Source organism: Ornithinibacillus californiensis (genome assembly GCF_001038485.1).
Lineage (GTDB): Bacteria > Bacillota > Bacilli > Bacillales > Amphibacillaceae > Ornithinibacillus > Ornithinibacillus californiensis.
In genome coordinates this window covers 83,294-106,513 of the sequence record NZ_LDUE01000035.1, presented here as the reverse complement: position 1 = coordinate 106,513, position 23,220 = coordinate 83,294, and the positions used below count along the sequence as shown (strand labels likewise).

The 23,220-nt window shown below is 34.7% G+C and carries 42 protein-coding genes; 36 read left to right on the top strand and 6 right to left on the bottom strand.

Going from position 1 to position 23,220, the window contains the following annotated elements:
• Window positions 1–143: 143 nt before the first annotated feature.
• Genes TE34_RS08525 through TE34_RS08505 form a run of 5 tightly spaced genes read right to left on the bottom strand, consistent with a single transcriptional unit; the run spans window position 144 to window position 2,420 of the window.
• Window positions 144–440: a GNAT family N-acetyltransferase gene (locus TE34_RS08525; RefSeq protein WP_053075014.1), complete on the bottom strand. Its 297-nt coding sequence runs from the start codon at window positions 438–440 to the stop codon at window positions 144–146.
• Window positions 441–449: 9 nt separating this feature from the next.
• Window positions 450–854 carry a GNAT family N-acetyltransferase gene (locus tag TE34_RS08520; protein ID WP_047984393.1) on the bottom strand — a complete coding sequence of 135 codons (405 nt, stop codon included), beginning with the start codon at window positions 852–854 and terminating at the stop codon, window positions 450–452.
• 11 nt (window positions 855–865) lie between these two features.
• Window positions 866–1,459 carry a histidine phosphatase family protein gene (locus tag TE34_RS08515; protein WP_047984392.1) on the bottom strand — a complete coding sequence of 198 codons (594 nt, stop codon included), beginning with the start codon at window positions 1,457–1,459 and terminating at the stop codon, window positions 866–868.
• Window positions 1,460–1,482: 23 nt separating this feature from the next.
• A complete protein-coding gene (locus TE34_RS08510; protein WP_047984391.1) occupies window positions 1,483–1,866 on the bottom strand; it encodes a nucleoside 2-deoxyribosyltransferase in 384 nt (127 codons plus the stop codon).
• The gene (locus tag TE34_RS08505) at window positions 1,863–2,420 is read right to left on the bottom strand and encodes a GNAT family N-acetyltransferase (RefSeq protein ID WP_047984390.1); all 558 of its coding nucleotides are present in this window, start codon (window positions 2,418–2,420) and stop codon (window positions 1,863–1,865) included. Before TE34_RS08505 ends, TE34_RS08510 begins: the two co-directional genes overlap by 4 nt.
• Window positions 2,421–2,545: 125 nt before the next feature.
• On the opposite strand from TE34_RS08505, the gene TE34_RS08500 reads away from it, so the two are divergent.
• The 24 genes from TE34_RS08500 to TE34_RS08395 all read left to right on the top strand — a co-directional run bounded on the left by TE34_RS08500 (window position 2,546) and on the right by TE34_RS08395 (window position 17,087).
• Window positions 2,546–3,049: a DinB family protein gene (locus TE34_RS08500; RefSeq protein WP_053075012.1), complete on the top strand. Its 504-nt coding sequence runs from the start codon at window positions 2,546–2,548 to the stop codon at window positions 3,047–3,049.
• Between the two features lie 14 nt (window positions 3,050–3,063).
• Window positions 3,064–3,726 carry a hypothetical protein gene (locus TE34_RS08495; RefSeq protein WP_047984389.1) on the top strand — a complete coding sequence of 221 codons (663 nt, stop codon included), beginning with the start codon at window positions 3,064–3,066 and terminating at the stop codon, window positions 3,724–3,726.
• 32 nt (window positions 3,727–3,758) lie between these two features.
• The gene (locus tag TE34_RS08490) at window positions 3,759–4,286 is read left to right on the top strand and encodes a GNAT family N-acetyltransferase (RefSeq protein ID WP_047984388.1); all 528 of its coding nucleotides are present in this window, start codon (window positions 3,759–3,761) and stop codon (window positions 4,284–4,286) included.
• Between the two features lie 120 nt (window positions 4,287–4,406).
• Window positions 4,407–4,754, top strand: a complete 348-nt coding sequence (locus TE34_RS08485) for a hypothetical protein (RefSeq protein ID WP_047984387.1) — start codon at window positions 4,407–4,409, stop codon at window positions 4,752–4,754.
• A 34-nt stretch (window positions 4,755–4,788) separates the two neighbouring features.
• Window positions 4,789–5,199 carry a DUF4440 domain-containing protein gene (locus TE34_RS08480; protein ID WP_047984386.1) on the top strand — a complete coding sequence of 137 codons (411 nt, stop codon included), beginning with the start codon at window positions 4,789–4,791 and terminating at the stop codon, window positions 5,197–5,199.
• 10 nt (window positions 5,200–5,209) lie between these two features.
• On the top strand, window positions 5,210–5,908 hold the full coding sequence (locus TE34_RS08475) for a DJ-1/PfpI family protein (RefSeq protein WP_047984385.1): 699 nt from the start codon (window positions 5,210–5,212) through the stop codon (window positions 5,906–5,908).
• A gap of 13 nt (window positions 5,909–5,921) precedes the next feature.
• On the top strand, window positions 5,922–6,308 hold the full coding sequence (locus TE34_RS08470) for a VOC family protein (protein ID WP_047984384.1): 387 nt from the start codon (window positions 5,922–5,924) through the stop codon (window positions 6,306–6,308).
• A gap of 161 nt (window positions 6,309–6,469) precedes the next feature.
• Window positions 6,470–7,309, top strand: a complete 840-nt coding sequence (locus TE34_RS08465) for a DUF4037 domain-containing protein (RefSeq protein WP_047984383.1) — start codon at window positions 6,470–6,472, stop codon at window positions 7,307–7,309.
• 132 nt (window positions 7,310–7,441) lie between these two features.
• Complete coding sequence (locus TE34_RS08460) at window positions 7,442–7,975, top strand: nucleotidyltransferase domain-containing protein (protein WP_236687132.1); 534 nt, start codon at window positions 7,442–7,444, stop codon at window positions 7,973–7,975.
• 86 nt (window positions 7,976–8,061) lie between these two features.
• Complete coding sequence (locus TE34_RS21210; protein WP_169749091.1) at window positions 8,062–8,205, top strand: hypothetical protein; 144 nt, start codon at window positions 8,062–8,064, stop codon at window positions 8,203–8,205.
• A 714-nt stretch (window positions 8,206–8,919) separates the two neighbouring features.
• Complete coding sequence (locus tag TE34_RS08450; RefSeq protein ID WP_047984380.1) at window positions 8,920–9,456, top strand: hypothetical protein; 537 nt, start codon at window positions 8,920–8,922, stop codon at window positions 9,454–9,456.
• A gap of 144 nt (window positions 9,457–9,600) precedes the next feature.
• Window positions 9,601–10,056, top strand: coding sequence for a GNAT family N-acetyltransferase (locus TE34_RS08445; RefSeq protein WP_236687131.1), 456 nt, complete (start codon window positions 9,601–9,603; stop codon window positions 10,054–10,056).
• Window positions 10,057–10,158: 102 nt separating this feature from the next.
• The gene (locus tag TE34_RS08440) at window positions 10,159–10,644 is read left to right on the top strand and encodes an NUDIX hydrolase (protein WP_047984379.1); all 486 of its coding nucleotides are present in this window, start codon (window positions 10,159–10,161) and stop codon (window positions 10,642–10,644) included.
• 89 nt (window positions 10,645–10,733) lie between these two features.
• Window positions 10,734–11,111, top strand: coding sequence for a hypothetical protein (locus tag TE34_RS08435; protein WP_047984378.1), 378 nt, complete (start codon window positions 10,734–10,736; stop codon window positions 11,109–11,111).
• A gap of 192 nt (window positions 11,112–11,303) precedes the next feature.
• Window positions 11,304–11,516 carry a DUF6199 family natural product biosynthesis protein gene (locus tag TE34_RS08430; protein ID WP_047984377.1) on the top strand — a complete coding sequence of 71 codons (213 nt, stop codon included), beginning with the start codon at window positions 11,304–11,306 and terminating at the stop codon, window positions 11,514–11,516.
• Window positions 11,517–11,636: 120 nt separating this feature from the next.
• A complete protein-coding gene (locus tag TE34_RS08425) occupies window positions 11,637–12,161 on the top strand; it encodes a hypothetical protein (protein WP_047984376.1) in 525 nt (174 codons plus the stop codon).
• A 258-nt stretch (window positions 12,162–12,419) separates the two neighbouring features.
• A complete protein-coding gene (locus TE34_RS08420; RefSeq protein WP_236687130.1) occupies window positions 12,420–12,953 on the top strand; it encodes an RNA polymerase sigma factor in 534 nt (177 codons plus the stop codon).
• Window positions 12,940–13,542, top strand: coding sequence for a hypothetical protein (locus tag TE34_RS08415; protein WP_047984375.1), 603 nt, complete (start codon window positions 12,940–12,942; stop codon window positions 13,540–13,542). The genes TE34_RS08420 and TE34_RS08415 overlap by 14 nt, the downstream gene beginning before the upstream one ends.
• A gap of 211 nt (window positions 13,543–13,753) precedes the next feature.
• A complete protein-coding gene (locus TE34_RS21020) occupies window positions 13,754–13,915 on the top strand; it encodes a hypothetical protein (protein ID WP_157037605.1) in 162 nt (53 codons plus the stop codon).
• Between the two features lie 234 nt (window positions 13,916–14,149).
• Window positions 14,150–15,202, top strand: a complete 1,053-nt coding sequence (locus tag TE34_RS08410) for a serine hydrolase domain-containing protein (protein WP_047984374.1) — start codon at window positions 14,150–14,152, stop codon at window positions 15,200–15,202.
• A 246-nt stretch (window positions 15,203–15,448) separates the two neighbouring features.
• The gene (locus tag TE34_RS08405) at window positions 15,449–16,135 is read left to right on the top strand and encodes a DUF1963 domain-containing protein (protein WP_047984373.1); all 687 of its coding nucleotides are present in this window, start codon (window positions 15,449–15,451) and stop codon (window positions 16,133–16,135) included.
• Window positions 16,136–16,249: 114 nt separating this feature from the next.
• A complete protein-coding gene (locus TE34_RS08400) occupies window positions 16,250–16,540 on the top strand; it encodes a hypothetical protein (protein WP_047984372.1) in 291 nt (96 codons plus the stop codon).
• A gap of 36 nt (window positions 16,541–16,576) precedes the next feature.
• Entirely contained in the window at window positions 16,577–16,753 is a 177-nt protein-coding gene (locus TE34_RS21015; protein ID WP_157037604.1) for a hypothetical protein, read from the top strand.
• 19 nt (window positions 16,754–16,772) lie between these two features.
• Window positions 16,773–17,087 (top strand): hypothetical protein, encoded by a 315-nt coding sequence (locus tag TE34_RS08395; protein ID WP_047984371.1) that lies wholly within the window; start codon window positions 16,773–16,775, stop codon window positions 17,085–17,087.
• 72 nt (window positions 17,088–17,159) lie between these two features.
• Here TE34_RS08395 and TE34_RS08390 read toward each other — a convergent pair whose 3' ends face one another.
• A complete protein-coding gene (locus TE34_RS08390; RefSeq protein WP_047984370.1) occupies window positions 17,160–17,648 on the bottom strand; it encodes a pyridoxamine 5'-phosphate oxidase family protein in 489 nt (162 codons plus the stop codon).
• A gap of 156 nt (window positions 17,649–17,804) precedes the next feature.
• Between TE34_RS08390 and TE34_RS08385 the strand changes: the two genes are divergently transcribed.
• From TE34_RS08385 to TE34_RS08330, 12 genes are all read left to right on the top strand, one after another.
• Window positions 17,805–18,188 carry a hypothetical protein gene (locus TE34_RS08385; protein WP_047984369.1) on the top strand — a complete coding sequence of 128 codons (384 nt, stop codon included), beginning with the start codon at window positions 17,805–17,807 and terminating at the stop codon, window positions 18,186–18,188.
• A 62-nt stretch (window positions 18,189–18,250) separates the two neighbouring features.
• A complete protein-coding gene (locus TE34_RS08380) occupies window positions 18,251–18,457 on the top strand; it encodes a hypothetical protein (RefSeq protein ID WP_047984368.1) in 207 nt (68 codons plus the stop codon).
• 82 nt (window positions 18,458–18,539) lie between these two features.
• On the top strand, window positions 18,540–18,920 hold the full coding sequence (locus TE34_RS08375) for an IolE/MocC family protein (RefSeq protein ID WP_047984367.1): 381 nt from the start codon (window positions 18,540–18,542) through the stop codon (window positions 18,918–18,920).
• A gap of 27 nt (window positions 18,921–18,947) precedes the next feature.
• A complete protein-coding gene (locus TE34_RS08370; RefSeq protein ID WP_047984366.1) occupies window positions 18,948–19,142 on the top strand; it encodes a DUF6366 family protein in 195 nt (64 codons plus the stop codon).
• A 30-nt stretch (window positions 19,143–19,172) separates the two neighbouring features.
• Window positions 19,173–19,661 (top strand): hypothetical protein, encoded by a 489-nt coding sequence (locus tag TE34_RS08365; RefSeq protein ID WP_047984365.1) that lies wholly within the window; start codon window positions 19,173–19,175, stop codon window positions 19,659–19,661.
• Between the two features lie 34 nt (window positions 19,662–19,695).
• Window positions 19,696–19,995: a hypothetical protein gene (locus tag TE34_RS08360; RefSeq protein WP_047984364.1), complete on the top strand. Its 300-nt coding sequence runs from the start codon at window positions 19,696–19,698 to the stop codon at window positions 19,993–19,995.
• 38 nt (window positions 19,996–20,033) lie between these two features.
• Window positions 20,034–20,411, top strand: coding sequence for a hypothetical protein (locus TE34_RS08355; RefSeq protein ID WP_047984363.1), 378 nt, complete (start codon window positions 20,034–20,036; stop codon window positions 20,409–20,411).
• Window positions 20,412–20,522: 111 nt separating this feature from the next.
• Entirely contained in the window at window positions 20,523–20,774 is a 252-nt protein-coding gene (locus TE34_RS08350; protein WP_047984362.1) for a hypothetical protein, read from the top strand.
• Complete coding sequence (locus TE34_RS08345) at window positions 20,774–21,049, top strand: hypothetical protein (protein ID WP_047984361.1); 276 nt, start codon at window positions 20,774–20,776, stop codon at window positions 21,047–21,049. The genes TE34_RS08350 and TE34_RS08345 overlap by 1 nt, the downstream gene beginning before the upstream one ends.
• A gap of 353 nt (window positions 21,050–21,402) precedes the next feature.
• Window positions 21,403–21,783 carry a hypothetical protein gene (locus TE34_RS08340; RefSeq protein WP_047984360.1) on the top strand — a complete coding sequence of 127 codons (381 nt, stop codon included), beginning with the start codon at window positions 21,403–21,405 and terminating at the stop codon, window positions 21,781–21,783.
• Entirely contained in the window at window positions 21,780–22,475 is a 696-nt protein-coding gene (locus TE34_RS08335; protein WP_047984359.1) for a hypothetical protein, read from the top strand. The genes TE34_RS08340 and TE34_RS08335 overlap by 4 nt, the downstream gene beginning before the upstream one ends.
• A 37-nt stretch (window positions 22,476–22,512) precedes the next feature.
• Window positions 22,513–23,064 carry a hypothetical protein gene (locus tag TE34_RS08330; protein WP_047984358.1) on the top strand — a complete coding sequence of 184 codons (552 nt, stop codon included), beginning with the start codon at window positions 22,513–22,515 and terminating at the stop codon, window positions 23,062–23,064.
• Window positions 23,065–23,220 lie beyond the last annotated feature (156 nt).

The window sequence follows — 23,220 nt, the reverse complement described above, 5'->3', positions numbered from 1 at the left end:
TGCCTTTTTTTCAAGGAGAAAAGAATATATTCAAAAACGACTAGTAAAAAGCGTTAGAATCTTTCTAGAGCGATCATTAGAAAGATGAGTTTCCGCAAAAAAGGTCGTCATGCCATAGGTCCTCTTGCATCATCTATCAAGGCCTAATCAGCCTGTGACCCAATTCCTCTTCCCCAGCTACTACTCCGCCCGATGGCAATCCCTATCTCCGCATCAGAGTCTTGAATAACTAAATCAGCATAGCCAACTAATCGACCATCCCATTCAATTGCCAATCGAACGAAATCTTCTGCTTTATTTTCCACACAGTAGCGCCACCATTGATAGAGTTCATCTGGATCCCTATTCCTCTCCCAGCCGTTATGAGAGCAAAACACCTCATCCATACTCCAAGCAAGCACGGTAGGATAATCTTCCATCGTTATTGGTCGTAACAGCATACTAGCTTCCTAGTTTCCAGACTGTCTATCATAATTACGATAAATCATCCCAGTCGCCTGATGCATCCCGAACTTTTCATAATATGGAACGAGATCCTCATCACAGCACAAGTCAATCATATACAGATGTTTCAAGTCATCCAGCATAAGCTTCACAAGTTCCTTACCAATTCCTTTATTCTTGTATTCTGGCAAAACTTCTAGAAGCGGAATGTAAGCGGACAGTACCCCATCACTAATCGCTGTTATAAAACCGACTACCTGATTAGTATCTTCATCTATTGCCAAAATGACATGACTGCTATTAGATAGTAGCTTGAGATGGGTTTCTGGGCTTGGTGGATTTGGCCAGTCCACAAAGAAGCCTCCTAATTGCCCCGCAGTTATACCAGCCGCGCTATGTTGAAATTTCATGTTAAATCCCCCTATGCCTTCGTGCGTTCCTCTAACTTGATTAAATGATCCACTCGATTATAGTCTTCCAGAACCCAGTCATCATCCAACCATTTAACAGTAGAAATACTTGTGTTTTCAAACTTAATACCACTAAGGTCAACGTCGCCCTTACCAATAATCGTTAACATTTGTTTAATGACAGCGCCATGTGCCACGAGTAAGATACGTTTTTCAGGATGTAGCTGACGTACCTTTTCCAGACCAGTCATAATCCGGTCCGAAAACATGTCCAACTCCTCTTGATTTGGATAATTAAAGTCCGGATAAAGCTCAGTACGCTCACCCATCGTTAACCCTTCTCCATCCCCAAAGTGACGCTCGGCAAAGTCTGCCATGGTCTCCAGTGGAAGCTCCAAGTATTGATTAATAATCTCAGCAGTTTTCTTTGCTCGTTTTAAATGGCTGGAAATTACCACATCGTAATCGCCACGGTTTAGTGCTGCCCCGCAAGCTTCTGCCTGCCCAATTCCTTTTTGATTTAAAGGTATATCCGTCTGTCCTTGCATTCTTCTTTCCGCATTCCAATCGGTTTCCCCATGCCTTACCAGATAAATGGTTGTCATTACAATCTCCCCAATCTAGTTATCTATGAATATTGTTTTATTAGGTCATCTATAAACATATCTATTTCCCCTACATAGTGAGAAATACCATCCACATAGTAAAAAGTAGTCGCGGTTGGAAGGTTGATTGGCTCACGTGAGAAAAGATGGATTTCCTTATTCGTTCCAAGTGCAATCCCAAGCTCCGTATGGGTACCCTTTCCACCAGGAAGCAATACAACAACGACATCACTTTCCTTCACAGCATCTAACTCAGCGTGACCAATTTCCCGCAGATCTTCTTCCGTTACCGCGCGGCTATTTTTCGTCCAATCATACGTATGACTATGCCCTGCCTCAACAAGCCGGTCACGAACATGTTGAACGAGCTCCTTATTCTCAAATCCTGATGCGATATAAAATTTCATCGGTTACTCCTTTCAAACTCCCATTCCGCCTCTAGCATGCCATAAATAATCAAGTCGACAAAATGATCATATAACCATTCCCCCTGGCGCACCTGACCCTCATATTGAAAACCAAGACGTTCTGGAATAGCGCGACTTCGTTCATTTTCATAGGCAGCACGTATTTCAATACGGTTTAACCCTAACACATTAAATCCGTAATCAATCAATGCTGTAACTGCACGTGTCATAATGCCATTACCTTGAAAATTACTCCCGAGCCAATAGCCTATGACGCCAATGCGATTCGTCCAATCAAAGGAATTAAACCCAACAATACCCGCAAGCTTCCCTTTGAAAAATATTCCTAGGTTTAATCCAATGCGTTCTTCAAATAACTTCATACTAGCTTTGATAAATTTTTTCGAGTCTACGACTGTTTTCGTATCATCAATCCAAGCTAGCCATTCACGTAAATAGTCTCGGGAGTGGTCAATGAGGTAGAACAGTTCTGGAGCATCCGCCTCATCTAACAGCCTTAACGTAATTTCTTCATCTACTTCAAATGAAAACAAAGCCATTACCTCCCGTTCATTTTCCTCCATCATACCATAGGAAATCTTGTTTAAGGATAATTACCTTTTACCGTATCTAAATTTTGTTATAATTAGAATTAATTAAATAAAAGGGAGACGGGTTGATGAGCAAAGAAAGCGTATTAAAACAAATGAAATTTATCCGTGAACGAACGATAGCATTACTAGATGCGACATCAGAGGAACTTGCTGATGAGATGCCAAAAGGATTCCGTAATAACTTACGATGGCAGTTTGGCCATATTGCTACTTCACAAGAGAACCTGATTGGTTATTTCTTAGGGCTAGAGAATACCTTGCCGAAATCATTTACGGAACTATTCAATCGAGGAACTTCTCCAGCAGACTGGAATCAAGATGTTCCGACACTAGTAGAGATCAAAGCATTACTAAAAGAACAGTATGAACGGATGTTGTCTTTGAGTACTGGTAGGTTGGAAGAAGAAGGGAGTCCGCTTATTCTAGGACCGGAATACAAATATGAGACTTTAGCGGAAGCAATTGATTTTACTAACTTCCATGAGGCACTTCATCAAGGGAATATCATTAGTCTAAAACGTGCACTAGGTGTGGAGGATCTTTGGGCAGTGGAAGAAACGAGTAAATAACGAGGGGGAAGGTCTTGAAAAGAGATACGGTTTTATTTTGGATGTGTTTTGTTGTTTTGTTTTTATTAATAGCCAATATCTATGGATCCATATTTAATTACTTCATCCCATTCAATACCGCAACGAGCATTCTCTCCTTATTATTGCTAATCGTGGGAGTTGTCCCGTTAAGTGCGATATTGGCGGATAAGGTTTCGAAATACGCACTTGATAAAGGACTAAAAGAGACGAAAAACTTTCGACGATTTATGGTTGGGTTAACGGTTTTCGTAGTAGTCGCTGTTTCCATGACAGCTTTTAATCATTACCGTGAAAAAGACTTAGATCAAGCAATCCGTTATACGGCAATTGATTTTGATTTTATGGGCTTTACACAGGATTGGAATAATGTTCCTGAGGGTCATGGCTATGAATGGGTAACCAATGACAAGGAGACTGTCGAGGAACTGATGGAATTTCTCAGCCAGTACCGGGTGAAAGTACAAGAGATCGATGGGATAAGTGGTAATCATCATTTTGAATTTACCATTAATCATAAACTCAGTAACTCAACAATGGTTTGGGTGCTGAATGGGACCGATGTACGGATTGGTGAGGATGTCTACGAAGTGGTTAATGGACCGATTGATATGGAATGGATTAAGGAGTTTAATGAAAGTATAAGGAAGATTCGCTAATAAAAAATTTCTAATCGGATAGGAGAAGGCAAATGAATATAAGAAAAGCAGTCCTAACCGACGCGGCAGGTATTGCAAAGGTCCATGTCAATAGTTGGCGGACTACCTATAAAGGTATTATTCCGGCTAGTTTCTTAGACAATCTCTCGTACGATAAACGAACAGAACTGTGGCAGCGAAACATTTCAAGAGAAGACAATTATGTTTTTGTTGCCGAAACAGAAAATAAAGAAATAGTAGGCTTTGCAGATTGTGGAAAGAGAGAAGATAATCATATTGCTAATTCTGGTGACTTAACTTCCATCTACCTGTTGGAAGAGTATCAAGGTAAAGGTATCGGAAAAGGATTGATGAAACAGCTTTTCCGTCAGTTTAAGGAATTAGGATATGAAAGAGTTTTCGTTGAAGTATTAGATGAAAACAATACTCGTAATTTCTATGAGTATTATGGTGCAAAGCTACTTAAATCGGAGAAGATAAAGATGGCAGGTGTTGTTTTAGATCTACTAATCTATGAATGGAATGATTTGGGAAAAGTCTTATCGGATAAGAGTGACTAAAGTCATCTGGAAAAGCTATTAAATGGTGACTTCAGAGAGTAGTTTATCATTTTCAATTGCCGTATTCTTACACTAACTAGCAATGCATTTTTTTGCATTGGAATGATTAGGAGTGAATACATGAGCTATTTTCTGAGTTACATTTTGTCTATTACCCTTACCTCCCTATCTTACTTCACGGGAAGTCATCTTGTAAGAAATGGGATTGCACTATGGAAATCCTTCATAATAGGTGCTTCCGTTGTAACCCTTGGTGCACTAACCGAAGCGTTGGGTGCACCGATTTGGTTAATTGTGCTAACACCTTTCCCTGTTGGGATGATTCTTTTATACCTTTTCTTGAAAAAGTCATTCATTAAATGGCTAGTAACCTACATCATGATACTACTCCTTTATACTATTATCCACCTCTTCATGAGCTACTTCTTTGCATTTCATTCTTTAATTCCAGCTTGGAAATTATCCTAAATACTTCTATTAGATATTAAAAGGAGGAATACGTTTGAGCATTGAACAAGAACTATCAACTAAAGTTTACAAAATGATGGACTTACACCAAAAGTTCTCAGAAGGACAATACGAAGAAATGAACAGATTATATTCCGATGATTTTCAAGGTTGGATGTACATGCCTTGGGTGGATGAGTTAGAGCATTGTAATGCAGAAAGTATTAGAGAAGGAAATAAGCACGCGGCAGAATACTATAAAGGAAAAGACATTCAGTTTATCTTTTCAGGTTTGAAAATTGTCCCTCAATCGGAGAATCAAGCGGCTGTTTCGTATGAAGTCATTCATCAAAATAAAGAAAATGCCGTATTGGTAAGAGGACTGACTTTGGAGGTTTGGCGGAAAGAAGCGGATGGTAATTGGCGAATCATTCGTTGGTATGAGGAAAAAGGAAGACAGGCCTAAGGAGGATACCATGAAAATAGTAATCTACTTATATAACGGTATAACAATGCTTGATGCGATTGGGCCATATGAAGTGTTACGAAATATGAAAGATGCAGAAGTATACTTTGTAGCAGAGCAAAAAGGTGAGATAAAAGCTGATTCAGGGTTCATTGATATCAATGTGAAATACAGCATTGATGAGGTGAAGGAAGCGGATATTCTAGTTATTCCAGGATCAACAATTGGTTTCATTAATGAAATGAAAAATAAGAAAGTTTTAAAATGGGTTCAAGAAATCGACCAGACGACGAAATGGACGACCTCTGTTTGCACAGGGTCAACCATCCTTGCGGCAGCAGGGCTACTAAACGGATTAAAAGCAACGTCTCATTGGAAAGTAATCAATGTATTAAAGGAATACGGGACAGAGCCTACTAGAGAAAGAGTAGTGGAGCAAGGGAAATATATAACTGCAGCTGGCGTATCGGCAGGAATGGATATGGCATTATACATAGCAAATAAAATCGTTGGTGAAGAGGAAACGAAAGCAATCCAACTTGTCGTCGAATATGATCCCCAACCAATCTTTGATTCCGGAAACTACCAGAAAGCAGATAAGGACATCATCGAAATGGCTGAAAGTAAATTAACCAACAGTGCCAAAAAAGAGCTTGGCGTGCTTGGGCTAGTAAAGAACTCAAAAAGTTTATTGAAATTATACAAATAAAGGAGAAAGTCATATGAATCTTACACATACTAGACTACTAGTGAACAATTATCAAGAATGCTACGATTTCTACAAAAATACACTAGAGTTTGAATGCAGATGGGGAGATGAAAACTCTAATTATGCACAATTTCAAGTGGGAAACACTCAGCTTTCTATCTTTGAAAAGAAGCAGCAACTAGACGATCTTAATGAAACACTAGTCGAGAGCAGCTCGCCACTAAATGAAGTGGTGCTAATTTTTGCAGTAGAAGATGTGGATGAAACCTATCAATCACTACAATCAAAAGTAGATTTCATCTCTGAACCACATGATCGAGAAGACTGGGGAATTCGTGTTGCCCACTTCCGAGATCCGAATGGTACGTTAATTGAGATTAATAGAAATATAATGGTTTGAGACGGAGTTAACTCCTATTGAATTTAGAAGTTGAAGGTAGAGACTGATTTAGGTATATGAAGATCTGTGAAAGTAAATGGAGAGTTTGTGAAGTGATGTACTTAAAGTAACGGAGCAGAATAGTTTAATATCAAATGTAAATTTATATAAAGGGGGATTTTATGGATTTAAAGAAATTAGCATCAGATATATCAAAAATTTATGAACTAAATCCAAAGGTTGAAGCTGTGTTATTAGGCGGTTCTGTTTCAAGAAACTGGTATGATCAATATTCAGATATTGAATTATTTGTTTTTTGGAAAGAGTCTCCGACAGACGGAGATAGGAAAACCCCGATCGTAAAATTAGAAGGGGATATCATCGACTTTCATCCATACGAGGATCAGGAATGGTCAGAAACGTATATTACTAAAGGTGTAAAGTTAGAAATAAGTAATTTTCTTACTGATACAATTAACGAAGTAATTAAGGATGTAATTTTATCTTTTAATACAGATTTAGATAAACAATGTATAGTTGCTACGTTACATAATGGAGTTTCTCTTAGTGGTGATTTGATTATTAAAGGGATGAAAGAAAAAGTTAATAAATATCCTAATGAATTAAGTGTAGCGATGATTAAAGAAAATATTCATTTAGGTAACAGATGGAATAATCGAGAAGCTCTACTCAACCGTAAAGACTGGTTAATGCTATATAAAGTAATGGTGGATGTTCAAACTAAAATAATGGGAATACTGTTTGGTTTAAATCGTCAATACGTTCATCACCCTGCTTTCAAGTGGCAAAAACACACACTGAAATCAATGATTATCACCCCAGAAAATATATGTACTCGTTTAGAATCCATATTTCTGGAAGACCCATCAACTTCCATAAGAGAATTAGAAGTAGTGATTCAAGACATATATGAACTCATACAACGTGAACAACCTAAAATAGATTTATCTTCAGTCATTGAGAAATCATTATTTGTGAGACCGCAAAATAATTTTAAATAAATCATTGTTAAACTATTGGGTGCTTTAACGCAATAAGGAGGCCTTTAATACGGAGGTTTTTTACTAAAGAAGCAGTTTAGTGGAAAAAGAAATTACTGATGTGGACTCACAATGGGAGAAAGGAAGTCTAAGATGATCCAACAAAACTTCAACGGACAAACTGAGACCCAATTACAAGTGTTGTCTGAAATTAGTGCAATTTCTAAGACAATTGGAATTGAGTTCTGGTTGCGAGGCGGATGGGCAATCGATTTTTTACTTGGAGAGATAACTCGTCTACACGATGACATTGATTTAGTAACGTGGATTGAAAATCGAGAAAGTTTAGAGGATGAACTTAAAAAGGCTGGATATGAGAAGACATTGGTTAAAGAGGAATTTCGTGATAGGCAGACTGATTTCTGCAAGAAAAAAGTAGAAATTACATTTTCCTATATAACCCGAACAGATAATGGACACCTTATTATGAATGGATTACCTGTTTGGATTTGGAGACCCGACTCTTTACTTCCTCAAACCTTTGTGTTGAACGGAATATCAGTTCAAGTACTAAACCCTAAGCAACTATTAGAAGAAAAAGAGGTCTATGAACGAATTGGCCGTTTACCACGAAAAAAAGATTCAGAGAGCAAAAAAATATTACACCAAATAATTAAGGAGATATAGTTACAATACTAGATTGTGATTAATTGTAATTATTGTAACGGGTGCGTTAGTAATAGATAAGGGAATGAAAGAAAGAGGGGAAGAGAATGGAATTACTGTTTTTAATCTTAATTTTTGCGGGTATCTTCTCAATATACGACGCAATAAGGAAGCTCAATAGTAACCTTCTTGAACAGACCGAAGAAATCAAAAAGATGCGAGAAGAGTTAATGCGGAATAATACAAAGTAGATATTCTTGTCAAGTTAACGGGTGCGTTAGATAAAGAAGGTGATCTATGAGGTCGCCTTTTTCTTGTGATAAAATTCCAATAATATATTTGGAATATTATGATAGTATTGAGATAGAAGTTATTATGCTAACGGGACAGAAGAGTTGAAGTAATTTATCTCCAAATAAAGAGAAGGGATAATATATTGATAGTTATATTTTTATCATTGTTGGTAAGTCCATTTATTTTTATCTTTTTAAAGAGGAAGATAATTGGGTATGTTAATTTATCTGTAGTTATTATATATATTGTTAGTTGGTTTAATGTCCTAAAGTACAAAGCATCAGGAATTGGTGTTAATTTTGAAATTGCCATATGGATTGGTTCTCTTTATTTGTCTATTGGCTTTCTTCTTTTAAGCGTGGCTTTGCTTTATATTAAGATTACACGCACAAGAAAGTATTATATTTTACTGTTTAACATATGTCTAAGTGTAGCCGTTAGCCTTTTCTTTGAATATATGGATGAAGGGTTTATGGATTTTAATTTAACTGAATTTGTTTTAGGCATATTCCTATTAACCTATTTGATTACCTTCTTTATAGTTTGTCTTGTACATCTAAATATAAATAATAATAAACAGGTTCGCTAATATGTAAAAAATATATTTAAGTAACGGATGCAAGAGTTGAATAGCAAAGGAATTCTTTTAAATCACAGAAAAGGATGATTGGGTGTCCAATAAAAACGTAAATTGGAAACAAATTAGCATAACATCTTTGGTAGTTATTATTTCATTAAGTTTTATTTTTTATAGCCAATGGACTAGTCGTACGAATATGTATATAAAGTCAAACTCTACATTAGTAGATCATTTGGTATCTTTAAAACTAGACATTCAATATTATATGGACGAAGATGATTTTGATCCCAAAAGACTAAATAAAGCATATGTTCATTCAAAGGCAATATTAAATCAATCTAGTATTTATGAATTATATTACCGAAATCAATTGGGAAAAGATTTAACAGATAACTTCCGAAGTATTTTTGCAACACCTTATATTGAGCCTGATAATCCTGATAAAGAAATACTTCAAAATAAATTGCAGGATTTAGAATTTATAATACAAGCTATTAGCAGTGGTGAGATGGAGATTAAGTATGCTTCACGTCATTCTTTGATACCGAGTAACCCCTTTACAAAAGAAAGAATGGAAGATGTACTGGAAGTCACTGAAACTATTGTTAATTCAAATAATGAATTTTAATCTTTATGTTCTATCATTAGAAATGAGATTATGAAGAATTGTACCTAAACAAACGGTGCTTTAGATTAACAAGGTGATCGTCAGTTAGTTGAACAATATTGTGAAATGTTATTAAAAAAATGAAAGTAAAGAAGGCGAAAGAAAATGGATTTGGAGCTACAAACAGAAAGACTTACTCTTACCCCTTGCACCGATGAGACATTATTAACTTATTCCACAAATGGATACAAACTTGGACCGCATATTGGAATGTATCTTGAGGAATTAAAAAAAGATGCATCTGCTTTAGGGTGGGGTGTTTGGCTTGTTATTGACAAACAAACTAATAATATAATTGGGGATATAGGGTTTAAAGGTAAGCCTGATAATGAAAAGTCAGTTGAAGTTGGTTATGGTATTATATCTACAAAACAAAATAAGGGTTATGCAACAGAAGCCTTAAAATGCATCATTGAGTGGGCATTTAACTCTGATTCTGTAAATAAAATTACGGCTGAATGTCTTGTGGATAATATCCCTTCAGTTAAAGTGTTACAGAAACTAAACATGACAAAAATTAAAAACGATAACCATATGCTTTACTGGCAGTTGAATAAATGATTGGACTATAGGGTGCTTTAGTGGAAGAGTCAACTTATCTCTTTCTACCGCAAACGGGACGAGAATACGGAATAAAATTATATTTTAATGGAGGGGAATACAATGCAAATGCCAGTACATATTGTTGCTGCGGGCGGCTTTGTTGAAAATACCAAAGGTGAAATATTATTAGTAAAAACCCGCCGAGGTGGTCACTGGGTATTTCCAGGAGGTCAAGTGGAAGTCGGGGAGAATTTAATAGATGGAGTAGTCAGAGAAGTTAAAGAGGAAAGTGGAATTGATGTTAAAGTATCCCATTTGGTAGGAGTTTTCTCTAATACAGCAACATATGAAGGGCATAGCGGGGTAAAGACAATGCCCACAAAAGTTATGTTTGATTTTGTATGTGAACCCATAGGTGGAGAATTGACAACTTCAGATGAAACATCAGATAGTCGCTGGGTTGGTAAAGGGGAAGTTCTCAATATGGTCTTAGCACCTGCACTACGTACACGCTATCAAGCATATTTAGATTATAACGGAAGTGTCCATTATATGGACTATATAACTAAGCCACAGTTTGAATTAAAATTTAAGAGAAATATATAAGAAAAATGAAATAACTATTACACTATCTACTATCCAATATTCAAAGAACAGGTGCTTTACTTCAACTGAATTTGATTGGAGGTGTGCGTTTGAAAAGAGTATTGTCTCTAATTTTAATTGTTGTAACTTTGGGAGCTTGTGGTCAACAGAATGATGAAAACAACAAAAACTCTTCACATGGAGAAAGAGATGAAGGCATCATTGTAAATGTAGAAAAGGAAGATGATGGAAGATACTTAATATTAACTCTACCAAGTGTGGAGAACATTAACATTGTAGATAAAACAAGAGACGAATTGATTAAACTAGCACAAGAAAATGATGGTGCTTTTTACAAAGTTAGCCAAGAAAAGTACGAAGAATTGGGGTTAGACATCGGAAAACGAATAGTTGGTTATTATGATGCTGAATTCGAATCGGATCCCCCTTTACGAATTACTGATAAAATAGAATTAATTTCACAATAGTTATAAGAATTTTGTTCAACAAACGGGTGCGAGAGTTAAACAACAGGAACCATTCATCAAAATGATAGTTTCTGTTATTTTTGTTCAGCTATTTGAGAGATTATTGCAATATGAATGAATCCTTTTATAGTAATTCGCCGTACTACATATAACTTTTTATCAGTAACACTGCATCTATCAGGGGGGGATGGGTTGTCTTTGTTTATTGGAATTATGCTTATCTTAATAGGATTATTAAGTGTTAAATTCCCAGCATTTCTTTGGTTTATATCGACAGGATGGAAATTCGCTGATGCAGAACCGAGTGACGTTGCACTTGGAATAAATCGTTTTATCGGTTATTTTCTCTTAGTTGCAGGAGTATGCTATATTCTGGATTCTATTATACCTAGACTGTCTGGTTGAAATAATACTTATTTCGCTAACGGATACAAGAGTTGAACAAAGACTCTGCAATGTTCAAGAACGCGGCACGATTGTTTAATAAAAAAGTATATTATTTTAGATTTATTTAGGGGAGAAATAATGAAGAATAAAAGATTACTTGTAGGATTTGTTGCTATTGGGGGATTACTCTTTGCAATTATTTGGGGTTCTATTTTCATTCAAAGCTCAACCGTCGAAAAAGTGGTTGGGAAGATGGATGGACATATCCTCGAACAAGTTGAATTAGGGGAACAATCCTTCGTTATATTTGAAGATGGCAATTTTATTAAAGGTGGTATTTTCGAAAAGGGCTTCTTTGGTTGGAAGGAAATCACAGAGAGTCAAGCTATCGATGGACGAAAATCAACTATGGCTTTTAGCACTGATTATTTTGCCATTACACCAACCATTAATGGATGGACGTATTTATTTGGATATGTAAAACCAGATGAAGTAGATTCTATTAAATTTCAATATAAAGAATTTGAAACCGAATATAAAGTCAACTCTTACTACTGGTATATTCCAGTTTTAAATTATGGAGGAAGTTTTGAAGCGGACCAACTTAGCGTAATACTAAAAGATGGAAGAGAAATATTTTATCCCTTTGATGAATTAAGATAACAATTACTTTTTCAAGTAAAAGATGCAATTCTTAAGAAGGTGATCAAAAAAGGTCACCTTCTTATTATGCTTGAAATTCTTCGTCTGTTTATAGAAGTTATTAAATTAACGGGACAGGATTATTGTAAAAGAAAAGGGTCGAGCGGTAAATTATATAAAACAAGTGATACTTCAGAAGGTCACTTGTTTTATTCTGTTCTTTGGATGTAACTCCTCAAATCCTGACAAATATTTAAATTTAAAGGGGAACTTTTAAGGGTGCTATTCGGTCAGTATATATTGAGGGAGGTGTTTGGAATTAGTGGGTTAAATGAAAAGGAATTATATGAACACTATTTCGAAAAGGTGTATAAAACTGCTTATTATATCTTGAGAAACGAGGAACAAGCAAAAGATGCTACACACGATACATTTATAAAAGTGTTTAAAAATTTAGGGAAAATCAATCAGCAATCAAAAATTAACGCTTGGATAACTACTATCGCTACGCGTACCGCCATTGATATTTATAATAAAAATAAAAAGCAAGTAGTGTATGAATTAAAAGAAGAGCATGTTTCAATCACCGAACAATTTAACGATCAGAAAGATGAGTTAGAAAATTACTTAAATGTTATACCACCAGAACAAAAACAAGTATTGGTTTTAAAGTATATAGAAGATTTAACAGAGAAAGAAATAGCAAACCAGCTTTCTATTAAATTAGGAACCGTTAAATCAAGAATATATCGCGCGAAAGAGAAATTATATGAACTGTATCAATTGGGAGGTGAAGATAATGTCGGAGAATAATCGTAATGAAGAGAACATAAAAGAATATGTAACAAAGGAATTTGATTCTATTAAAGTGCCAAAGCGATTAAAGGAAGAACTTTGGACTCAGGTTAAGCCTGCTCGTAAGAAAAGAATATTACATTCAAATGTTCTTCCATATATAGCTGCAATTGCGTGTATAGCGATCTTTATTCCACTTGTGTTAAGTATTTTACCTTCTACTTCACAAACGGCTAGCAATGATTTATCTGGTCAAAACTTCAAAATTGCTTATATCCCAGTGTTTCATGGGAATGTTAATAACCCTGGTAGTTATGACCCTATTATGACTATAGAATTTATCGATAAGAATGTATTCACCACTACTATCTACGGTGAGGGAACATATGAATTTAAAGATAATGAACTTGTCCTTCAATTTGAAAATGAAAATGAGTATTTAGAAATAAATTTTACCCTGGAAGAAAGTGATAAGGATTTCAGTAAGTACGCTGCAAAAATTAGTGACGTTAAATTTGAAATGGAGAACATAGATGAAATAAGTTATTTTAACAACTTGCTTCTAAGGTTAAACAAAGATATGCCAATTGAATTTTTAAAAAGATAGAAAAAAAGCGATTAAAGTGCGGCGTTTAGTTATAACGGGTGCTAGAGTTAAACAAGGTGATTCAAGTAGGGGTCACCCTTTTTCATGTGGCTAAAATTCTTATTTTGTTTTCGGAATATTATGTTAGTATTTAAATATAGGCTATTAAGCTAGGTAAAAGAGTAGAAGAAGGATAGGTTATAAAGTTTGAATTTATTTATGGGGTGACAGAATGAAAAGAATAATTTCAATCGGTATAGTAACCCTTGTTTTACTGTCTACGGTTATCTTTTTACTTTCTTATATCAATGCTGATTACCACGGTAGAATAGGAGAATTAAGAAAAAATAAATTCTCTGTTTTCCCAGAAAAAATTAATCCTGAAGCAGACTAAGTACTTCCTATAATTTATTTTAATGATGATACTAAGGTTGTAGGGAAAGTAAATCACGTTTCAGAATTAAAAAATGGGCAGAGAATAATGATATGGTCTGAAGAAAGTGAAGGAATAATATTAGCAAACAAAATCAAAGTAAACGAATTATCAAATTAATAATATATCTTGAATTAAAGGGGGCTGTGGTTTAATAGAACGATTTAAACAAGTCATTTAATTGTGAGGAATATAATGAATCCATTAAGAATTAATGAACAAGAAATTATCATTCAACTTAATAATAATGTTCGAGATTTAGCTGGAAAAGGTAGATTTTCAGGTGCAGTTTTATTAGCTGACAAAGAAAGAATACTTTATAATCAAGCATTTGGGTTTGCAAATGAAGAACAGGGAATCTTGAATTCAATTAATACGAAATTTGATTTAGCTTCAATGAGTAAGATGTTTACAAGTGTAGCTATAGCAATTTTAGAAGAAGAAAAGAAATTGTCGTTTCATGATTCAGTTAGCCAGTATATCGCCGATTTCCCTTGTAGTAGGGTTACAATTCACCACCTATTAACTCATTCTTCGGGTGTAGGAGATTTCTTTAATAAAGAGTTTTTAGAAAGGCGAGCTAACCTAAAGAAGGTATCGGACTACCTTCCATTATTTGTAGAAGATAAACTACAATTTGAACCTGGATCTCGCTTTGAGTATAGCAATGGAGGTTATATTTTATTAGGAATAATTATAGAAAATCTTACAAATCTAAGTTACTTTGAATATATAAAAAAACACATTTTCCATCCATTGGATATGAATGATACGGATACCTGCTTAGCCGATGCTAACAATGTCCAATTAGCTATTGGATATACTAACTTTCAATTTGATGGTTCATTTCAAGAAGAAAAGACTGATAATCTATCAATTCGTTCAAATGGATCACCAGCAGGTGGTGGTTATTCCACTGTAAAAGATTTGTGGCGATTTTCTAAAGGGTTATTAGAAAATCGACTAATTAGCGTTGAACAGACAAGGAAACTCATCACACAAAAAGAAAATATATATTCGGATGAAACTTCAACTTTAGGGTATGGGTATGGATTTTTTGTTGAGAGAATTAATGGCCATCAAATTATTGGACATGATGGAGGATTCCCTGGTGTGAGTAATCGCTTAGATATATACCCAGATAATGAGTACATATTCATCGCTCTTTCGAATGATGATGGAGGCGGTGCCACATTAACTCGGGAAGCAAGAAAGCTATTCACTAAACATAACGCTAATAATAGTTAACATTTCTGGCACTCTACAAACGTGTGCTTTAGTTACAGATGTACAAACCTTTATTGTATTAGCGGGTGCGTTTCTTCAAGAAGGAATCGTGCCTATTTATTATAGTAAATGATTTGATTGTAGTTTATTTGAAGTAATTTCCAAAAGTTGTCCATAATGAAATAAATTTATAAAAGGTCTATTGAATCTATACTTGGATATTGCCCGTTATGAGAAAAACAAACATATATTAGGGGGTGGAATTTATTGAATATTTCTCAAATTAAAGATGCATTATTTAAACAAGCTACTATTTTTCAAACAGGTGGATTCCGACCAACAGAGGAATTAGGAGAAAGTTGGATTGGGAAAGTTTTATGGGGAAAAAAGGAAGAAATTATACCAACTAATTTTAAACCTTTATGTACATTATTTTTAAACGAATTACCATATGTACCCGAGGAATTAAGCAGCTATCAATTATTAACCATTTATATGGATTACGATGTATTTAATCATTTAAATGAGGATAATTTAGTTTCATTTTTTAAGATAAATTGTTATACGAATTTAGATGAATTACAAAAGATAAATGAACAATCTACTAAAATAAAACCTTTTCCTTTAACTCCCTTTTTTATTGATAATGATGCACCTGCTTGGGAGGATTCTTATAGTATTTCCCCCGAAATTGAAGATGAAATATTAAGACTTGAATTTGAGGCTAGTATGGAATATTACGATGACATTGTAGAAAAAGTATATTCCTCTCATAAAGTAGGAGGTTATCCTTCTTTTACTCAAGGAGGAGTCTCTTATGGAGAAGATTATCCATTTGTATTTCAAGTAAGTTCCGATGAAAAGGCTCAATTTAACATTGTAGATAATGGTAGTTTCTATTTTCTCTACAATCAAGAAAAAGAGGATTGGATTGTCTACTGTGATTTTTATTAGTCATTATCTTGAAAAGTTATTCAGATATAGGGCGCATACCTTCAATAAGAAAGTATACACACGCGGTGAGTTCAAGAAAATCAACTAACATAGCGGAATAAGAAAGGAGATAAAATGAGTAAAAAAATAGTTATAGTGAGTTTCATGATTTCTATGTTCATTATTTTTACTGGATGCTCAAATGAGGAAAATACCATTGAAAAGGCTGTAGAGGAATTAGATTATAATGCATTAGTTCCGAGTTATGTGCCAACAGGTTTGGAACTAAATGATGCTGTTTTAGAAGGAGAGTTATTTATTCAGAGTTATTCTAATGAAGATGAGTCTGTATTCCTTGAGATATCACAAAACCAAGAAGCTAAGGGGCTAAATATTAATAGATTGTTAGAATTTGTGGAAACATGAGAAGACCCTTATGAGGAAATACATGATAAGTCTTACTTGCAAATTGGCAATTTCGTTGGTGAATATAGTGTACATAACGATAGTATAAGCTACATGTTCATTCCATCTATACCAAGGACAGAAATAGGGGAAGAATGGTACCCATCGTATTGGATTACCTCTGTGGAAGTAGATGAAGAGGAGTTTCAAAAAGTTATTCAGTCATTAGAATAATGATGGAAGAGGAGATAACATGAAAAAGCGTATCCTAATAGCTCTCTGCTTTATTTTGTTAATAAGTGCTGTATTACTTTTCTATCCATATAATATCTTTCACCACCTAACTGCGGAAGAAAAAGTCACAAGTATCTTTAATGACCCTAATTTGAGGGAAGTCACTTTTGGGGATGATTCTGAAATAACGAACGTAAAATATCTGGGTAAATACATCTATCAAGTAGAGACAGAAGAAAACACGTATCTAGTTAAGATTAAATCAAGCAGTTCCGCTCATTCTATTGAAGTCTACGAACACAACTTGCATGTTACCCAAAATAGAAATTACTAAATGCTGGTGTACTTGTAATTCTTCCAATAAACGAAATGGATTGTCCAAAATCCGGACAATCCACTCTAGTTGTTAACCATCCAATTCAATCGTTTCATTCATATCCACTGATCTAGAACTTTGTCCTGTCATGCGTTTGTAGAAATAAGCAATCTTCTTAATGAGATTTCCACTTTCCCAATATTCTGCTGCTTCCACATTTATTTTTAACAAAATAACGTTAGGATCATCATACGACGTCTGCATGATTTTCTTGTGTACTTTGCTCCAAAGTTCTTTTTTCTTGTCTATATCTTCAACGATTTCTGCATTTCCTCGGACGGAAACATAGGATTTTCCTACATACGCTACATTTACATCTTGGTTATGTACAATTTCATCATGTTTATCTGTCCCTTTTTTCGTGAAAAACCATAAGTCACCATCAAACTCTACTTCCTGGGTCCTCATGGGACGAGAAACAAGCCCTTCATCCGTAGCCGTAGTCAACATGGCTGTGTCTACATCTTTAATTAACTCTCGTAATGTTTCAATTTCTTCTTGTTTCATCTCGTTAGACATTTCCACCACCTCTTTCATGGTTATATACTAACCTTTGTGCTAACTTTTATTCAGTTAGTAATAACTTAGGATTAGTAGTTTTAAAGCCAAATAATCAAATAATACTGAAACTTTATGTAGTGTAGTTCGTATGTAATTAGAAAGGGGTGTTGTTGTATGTTTAGGAAATTATCAATATTACTTGGGTCAGTATTGATATTGCTTTCAGCTTGCAGTTCCAATACGTTTACTTTTAGCGGTGAGACAGATAATTGGTCAGCTGAATTAGAGGTTACACAGCACAGCAATGATTTTGAAGACCAAGACTTTAAATTACAATATAAAGGACAGGATGTTAGTTCTGTTGGGGAAATTACCTTCACTGTAGACACGAATGCAGGAGGGTTTAGTAGGAGTGGTGATACGTTGAATGAAAATGGCTTTATTCAAACTAGTAAACAAGCAAATCCAACGAATGCTAAGATAATTGAAAATGCTGAGATAGAAGTGACGGTTGAATGGAACGGTAGTAAGGAAAGTTTTATTTTAGTTAATAATTAGATAGTAAGTGGAGATGCATTATTACTATTGATTGTTAGTTTTAGTTATGGAGGAATGATCTAATGGACTTCTTAAATTGGTATGATTGGATCCAACCTACAAATCCATTCGCCTCTATACTTTTTGGGGTGATATTCTCGGTTATTATAACTATTATCGTCTGGTTTGATACAAAAGAAGCAAAAACAACTGGAATCGTGTTTGCGGCAGGGATTATTGTTACGATTATTGGTGTTTTCCTCTTAAATATAATTGGCTATTATGGTTAAACATGAAATCTAGTGGGTACGTTTAGTTGAACAGTAATTCTAAGGAATGGTATTACAAGGCAGAAAAAGTCAGGGGATAAATATGAAGCAAACCAATATATTATTCTTTTGCGTTAGCGTAGTACTTATTTTAATCTCTGGTTGTAGCCAGCAGTCTGATATCGATATGAGTAAGACACTGGAGCAATGGAGAGCAAGTTTTGAAGGTGCGGAGACGGTTGCGGCTGCATTTGATGGAGAGAAGGATATCAAACTTAGAATGATGGTGGAAAATCAACTAACGGAAGAAGAAGCTTTTTTGATATTTCAAGAGATGTTGGACAGTATCGATAACTATTCCAACCATTCAGGCGTATGGACCTATTACAATGGTTATTTTGATATCATTAGCTATGATGATGGTGTGATATATGAAGCTACCAAACGTATCGGAGAAGATTTGGTCATCAAATCTAGAGAATAGTTATGTCACTGAGGAATAGGGGATATTATGAGTGAAAACAAGGAAAGACCTGAAGAGAAAAGAGAAAGAATGAGACAAGAAGAGGTAAAAGGAAATCCTGCTAGCGGTGTTCACGGTGGAGGATTACCTGATTTAGTTGGCGGTCTTAGTTGGAAGGGTACTGGGATACTGATTCTTTTATTACTGGTTGGATTTTTCATATATGCAATTTTCTATCGTTAACAATAGATTTGAAGGTGGGATTTAGTTTCAATGAAGAAGTTTAACTATTTGAGTTTGGTTACTTTATTTTTTACCGTATTATTTCTTTCAGGCTGTAATGAACGTGTAGACAATTATTACTTGTCACTGATGGGAGAAAGTGATAGCTGGGAGTTAACAAACTATGAAGTTGTTCTAACTCAAGAGGATTTTAAAGCAGGTAACGGAACACTAAGATTTAAAAATGAAAACAATTATAAGACAGATTGGTTTGAAGTAATCACCCATGTTGTTATTAACAATAAAGATACCGTGGTTAATCACAATATAGAAAGTGGTCCAGGGACAGTTCTAACAGAAAAATCAACAGGAGGAATTGAAGGGCCAGCGTACTTGGACGAAAATAATGCTCCGATAACAATGGATGACGTTGATGAAATCTATATGGTTGTTAAATGGAATGATAATAATAACCAAAAAGTTGAAGAGAAAATTGATTTATACAACAAGGTAAATAAAGAGCGTTCTTTCTTACATTAAAAGACGCCTTTATTAAAAGAGGTGAGTAATCAAAATGAGGACGCTATTAGAACTACTGCGTATCATAATTATTTTTGCACTACTTGGCGGTTTAGCTTGGGCAATTATAGGTAATTTGTATACATCTAACGGCGTAACTGAACCCTATTCGTGGCTCGGTGCATTAGCAATATTAGTTTTACTCTTCGTGTTATATAGAAACAAGTTACAATTCTCTGGTTGGTATAAGGGGAAAGGTAGAAAGAAGTTACCGAAAAGTATTTCCATTTCACTAATTTCCATTTCCATCATACTAATAATCGGGCCTTTTATTTTGGAGTCACTAATGCACTAATTAGAACTGCTTAGTGGAAAACATTGGAGGTAAAAACGATGAAGAGTCACATAAAAGTTTTTGGCTTGGTTACAGCAATTATCATGATTTTTTTATTAACAGGTTGTGGAAATGAAGCATTAAGCGGTGAATCTGAAAATTGGTTAGGACGCTATACAGTCACCGAAAATGATAATGAGAGCGTTAGATTGATAGAAATAATTCCTAAAGGTAAAGATGAGGTTTCTGTACCAATTACATATAGCATCGTAGCTGAAAAAGACAATATTAAATTGGAGGGTACAAAGATAATAGATACGGATGCCTTGTATATCGAAACTATCTGTTCCGATTGCAGAGTGGCGCTTAAGAGCGAAGAGATTGTAATAGAGTTAGAATGGGATGGAAATGAGGAGGTTTTGGTTTTAACTGAGTGAGGAGTATTTCTAGAGTAAGAGATAACACATCAAAGAAATATATGAAATGGTTGGTGGGCACATTGATATAGTATAAAATGAGATTAATAACTAAAGTGGAGGTGTGAATGTTTGAAAAAACTAGAGGGTTATGCAGCGGAAGTCATTAAAGATATAATTCGAGATGGAGATGCGGCTTTTGAATTAGATGGTAAAAGATATCAGGTTATTTCCTTAGAGTCTCCTATTACTACAGTTAAAGAAGATGTTGAAGCGGATCCTGGGTTAGAGAAAAAATTGCACCAAGCAAAAAAAGACATTTTAAACAATCAAGTATACTCTACAGATGAAGTTCTAGAGATGATTGATCAAGGTGAGTTATAATGCAAGTAAAGTGGACCAAACAAGCTTTAGAAGGATTTAATAATATTCGTAGTAAACATTTTACTTTAGAAGAGACTATACAATATAAAAAGGTTTTAGCAAGCAGAATCCATGAGAAGATTTCAATTCTTGGAACAAGTATGAAAGTAGAAAAATCAGAATGGGAAGGAAGCTATAAAGTACTTGTTGATAAATATATAGTATATTATTCATTTTCGGAGGACCGATCAACTTGTTATATTGAATATTTTAAGCATTTTAGGCAGAATAGGTAGTTAAAAACATCATGAAAGTGTTTTTAGCTGCCTATTTTTCATTACGAATGGTAAATGTTCTGTATAATAAATTTGGAATATTATGTTAGTATTAAAATATAGAGGTAGTAAAGTAGCAAAGCGGTTTAGTTGCAACCTATAATTCTATTAAAAAGAAAGTGCGGTCTTGCTAATAGGGAAGGAGAGGTATAAGTGGGTTGGGCAATTCTAATTATTATCGGCTATACGCCAGTCTTATATAGAATGCAAAGTCGTATTAATAAGCTGGAAAAAGAAGTAGAGGAATTAAGGGGTTCTAATTAAACAAACGGGTAAGACACGTCAAGGTAGTAAAAGATTGTTGGGGGATCGCCATGAAAAAACCTTGGATTGGTATTGTAATTATTATTTTTTATAGTATTCCATTTGCATATTTTTCTTTGTATCAAGACTTTACAAATCGTTCGTTGGTGGGCTATTTGATAATGGTTCTTATAACCGCTATTCTTGCCTTTTTTGGGCAGTATTTTAGTAGTTTCATTCCTTTAATTATAGGTAACATTCTAAGCACTCTAGTTTCCATTTATGTTTATCTAGAATTAGGTAATACAGAAGGTTTGGATGAGGGATATTTTAAACCATTCTATCCTTTGCAATTGATAATCGTACTTAGTGTATTAAATCTAGTACCACAGTTTTTCGCTGCGTTTTTTGCACACGTTAAAAAAACTAAGAAAGTGACCGGGGAAAAATGAAAGCAAAATATACAATCCTGACAATCGGTTTAGTCGTATTTATAGTATTGATTTATCTTCTTTATAATCCTACCATGAGTGATACTAATGTGAAGGAGAGGAAAGAAGATGTCATTCCTGTAGAAACAACGAAAGTAACGGATGAAGTTAGCCTCATCGATTATCTGAATTTGGAAGGTGAAAACCGAAAACTACAGGAAGAAATTGAATCATTAGAATCGGATATTTTTGAGTTAAAGAAGATTATTGCTAGCTCAGAATCAAACATCGATCATTATTATAATAGCTCGGAATTTCTGTATAAGGAAGTAACGGAAGATGAGATTGTTATGCTAATTAGAGATGAAACGGATGGTGGATATAGACTAATAACAAGCTCAAAGGAACAAGACTTGTATAATTACTTTAATGGATTACAAGATAACGAGAGTATCAATTATACAGGTAGTGACGGTTTTTATTCGGGGCTAATCAAAGAGAGCGAAATTAATGCTATAACCGTAAACGTAAATGATAAATCTTATAAGGCAAAGATTGTAAGTTTTGCAGATGACATTAGTTTCTGGTACGTCATTTATGAGCATAAAAGAAAGTCGACCCTAGAAGAGCCAGATAAAATTAGGATAGAGGCAATGAATAAGTCTGGAGAAGTTTTTTGGGAAGAAAGCTTTGATGGCAACTTGGGGGGATAGCTCCAAACCAAGTGATATAACTGGAGGGGGGAGAATAATGTTTAACATTTTCATGGGTTTAATTTTTGTTTTCTTCAAAACAAATTTGAGTTTTTGGGATATCGGCATGACTTATTACATAACCAATATAATTGGATATATATCTATACTTGTTGGGATAAACGAATTGGGTCGGAGAAATCAAAAACTAATAAAGGTAAAACCTTATGTCATTGCGATGATCGCTCACAGTATAATTGTTTTCTTACTGAATATAACGGGGAATTCGCCGTTAATGATGGGTACGTCAACTACTCTTGAGATCACAATTGCTTTGGTTGGAGTAGTGTTCATTGTTGCAGGTATGTTTATGGTATTTATTATTATTTCCCAGGTGATGGACAGTTTAGCGGATACAATGCGCAATAGGCTGTTATACAATCTTGTAAATGTGATGATATTGCTATTCATCTTGGCGGGTATAAGTGCTATTTTTGGCTTTTTACCAATGGTATCAAGTGCTTTAATGGGTGCTTTATTATTACTGGAAGTTGTATTTTTAATTAGCTATTATTATGTTTTTCTCACAAGAAAAGAGAAGCTAGCATAGTTGGTTTTATAGGCTACAGGTTTTGTCCGTGAGAAGTGCTCTCACAATCATTTTGGGCAGGAATTCTACTGGTTATGAAAGCGAGAAGCACTCTCTCAGACATCTCGGGAGAAATTCTACCGTTTTTGTCCGAGAGAAGCGCTCTCTCAGACATTA

What these genes read in the sequence shown, in the direction of transcription:
- TE34_RS08525 (WP_053075014.1), bottom strand. Translation starts at nt 440, where the DNA reads ATGCTGTTACGACCAATAACGATGGAAGATTATCCTACCGTGCTTGCT.
- TE34_RS08520 (WP_047984393.1), bottom strand. Translation starts at nt 854, where the DNA reads ATGAAATTTCAACATAGCGCGGCTGGTATAACTGCGGGGCAATTAGGA.
- TE34_RS08515 (WP_047984392.1), bottom strand. Translation starts at nt 1,459, where the DNA reads ATGACAACCATTTATCTGGTAAGGCATGGGGAAACCGATTGGAATGCG.
- TE34_RS08510 (WP_047984391.1), bottom strand. Translation starts at nt 1,866, where the DNA reads ATGAAATTTTATATCGCATCAGGATTTGAGAATAAGGAGCTCGTTCAA.
- TE34_RS08500 (WP_053075012.1), top strand. Translation starts at nt 2,546, where the DNA reads ATGAGCAAAGAAAGCGTATTAAAACAAATGAAATTTATCCGTGAACGA.
- TE34_RS08490 (WP_047984388.1), top strand. Translation starts at nt 3,759, where the DNA reads ATGAATATAAGAAAAGCAGTCCTAACCGACGCGGCAGGTATTGCAAAG.
- TE34_RS08485 (WP_047984387.1), top strand. Translation starts at nt 4,407, where the DNA reads ATGAGCTATTTTCTGAGTTACATTTTGTCTATTACCCTTACCTCCCTA.
- TE34_RS08475 (WP_047984385.1), top strand. Translation starts at nt 5,210, where the DNA reads ATGAAAATAGTAATCTACTTATATAACGGTATAACAATGCTTGATGCG.
- TE34_RS08470 (WP_047984384.1), top strand. Translation starts at nt 5,922, where the DNA reads ATGAATCTTACACATACTAGACTACTAGTGAACAATTATCAAGAATGC.
- TE34_RS08465 (WP_047984383.1), top strand. Translation starts at nt 6,470, where the DNA reads ATGGATTTAAAGAAATTAGCATCAGATATATCAAAAATTTATGAACTA.
- TE34_RS08460 (WP_236687132.1), top strand. Translation starts at nt 7,442, where the DNA reads ATGATCCAACAAAACTTCAACGGACAAACTGAGACCCAATTACAAGTG.
- TE34_RS21210 (WP_169749091.1), top strand. Translation starts at nt 8,062, where the DNA reads ATGGAATTACTGTTTTTAATCTTAATTTTTGCGGGTATCTTCTCAATA.
- TE34_RS08445 (WP_236687131.1), top strand. Translation starts at nt 9,601, where the DNA reads ATGGATTTGGAGCTACAAACAGAAAGACTTACTCTTACCCCTTGCACC.
- TE34_RS08440 (WP_047984379.1), top strand. Translation starts at nt 10,159, where the DNA reads ATGCAAATGCCAGTACATATTGTTGCTGCGGGCGGCTTTGTTGAAAAT.
- TE34_RS08425 (WP_047984376.1), top strand. Translation starts at nt 11,637, where the DNA reads ATGAAGAATAAAAGATTACTTGTAGGATTTGTTGCTATTGGGGGATTA.
- TE34_RS08415 (WP_047984375.1), top strand. Translation starts at nt 12,940, where the DNA reads ATGTCGGAGAATAATCGTAATGAAGAGAACATAAAAGAATATGTAACA.
- TE34_RS21020 (WP_157037605.1), top strand. Translation starts at nt 13,754, where the DNA reads ATGAAAAGAATAATTTCAATCGGTATAGTAACCCTTGTTTTACTGTCT.
- TE34_RS08410 (WP_047984374.1), top strand. Translation starts at nt 14,150, where the DNA reads ATGAATCCATTAAGAATTAATGAACAAGAAATTATCATTCAACTTAAT.
- TE34_RS08400 (WP_047984372.1), top strand. Translation starts at nt 16,250, where the DNA reads ATGAGTAAAAAAATAGTTATAGTGAGTTTCATGATTTCTATGTTCATT.
- TE34_RS08395 (WP_047984371.1), top strand. Translation starts at nt 16,773, where the DNA reads ATGAAAAAGCGTATCCTAATAGCTCTCTGCTTTATTTTGTTAATAAGT.
- TE34_RS08390 (WP_047984370.1), bottom strand. Translation starts at nt 17,648, where the DNA reads ATGTCTAACGAGATGAAACAAGAAGAAATTGAAACATTACGAGAGTTA.
- TE34_RS08385 (WP_047984369.1), top strand. Translation starts at nt 17,805, where the DNA reads ATGTTTAGGAAATTATCAATATTACTTGGGTCAGTATTGATATTGCTT.
- TE34_RS08380 (WP_047984368.1), top strand. Translation starts at nt 18,251, where the DNA reads ATGGACTTCTTAAATTGGTATGATTGGATCCAACCTACAAATCCATTC.
- TE34_RS08375 (WP_047984367.1), top strand. Translation starts at nt 18,540, where the DNA reads ATGAAGCAAACCAATATATTATTCTTTTGCGTTAGCGTAGTACTTATT.
- TE34_RS08370 (WP_047984366.1), top strand. Translation starts at nt 18,948, where the DNA reads ATGAGTGAAAACAAGGAAAGACCTGAAGAGAAAAGAGAAAGAATGAGA.
- TE34_RS08365 (WP_047984365.1), top strand. Translation starts at nt 19,173, where the DNA reads ATGAAGAAGTTTAACTATTTGAGTTTGGTTACTTTATTTTTTACCGTA.
- TE34_RS08360 (WP_047984364.1), top strand. Translation starts at nt 19,696, where the DNA reads ATGAGGACGCTATTAGAACTACTGCGTATCATAATTATTTTTGCACTA.
- TE34_RS08355 (WP_047984363.1), top strand. Translation starts at nt 20,034, where the DNA reads ATGAAGAGTCACATAAAAGTTTTTGGCTTGGTTACAGCAATTATCATG.
- TE34_RS08345 (WP_047984361.1), top strand. Translation starts at nt 20,774, where the DNA reads ATGCAAGTAAAGTGGACCAAACAAGCTTTAGAAGGATTTAATAATATT.
- TE34_RS08340 (WP_047984360.1), top strand. Translation starts at nt 21,403, where the DNA reads ATGAAAAAACCTTGGATTGGTATTGTAATTATTATTTTTTATAGTATT.
- TE34_RS08335 (WP_047984359.1), top strand. Translation starts at nt 21,780, where the DNA reads ATGAAAGCAAAATATACAATCCTGACAATCGGTTTAGTCGTATTTATA.
- TE34_RS08330 (WP_047984358.1), top strand. Translation starts at nt 22,513, where the DNA reads ATGTTTAACATTTTCATGGGTTTAATTTTTGTTTTCTTCAAAACAAAT.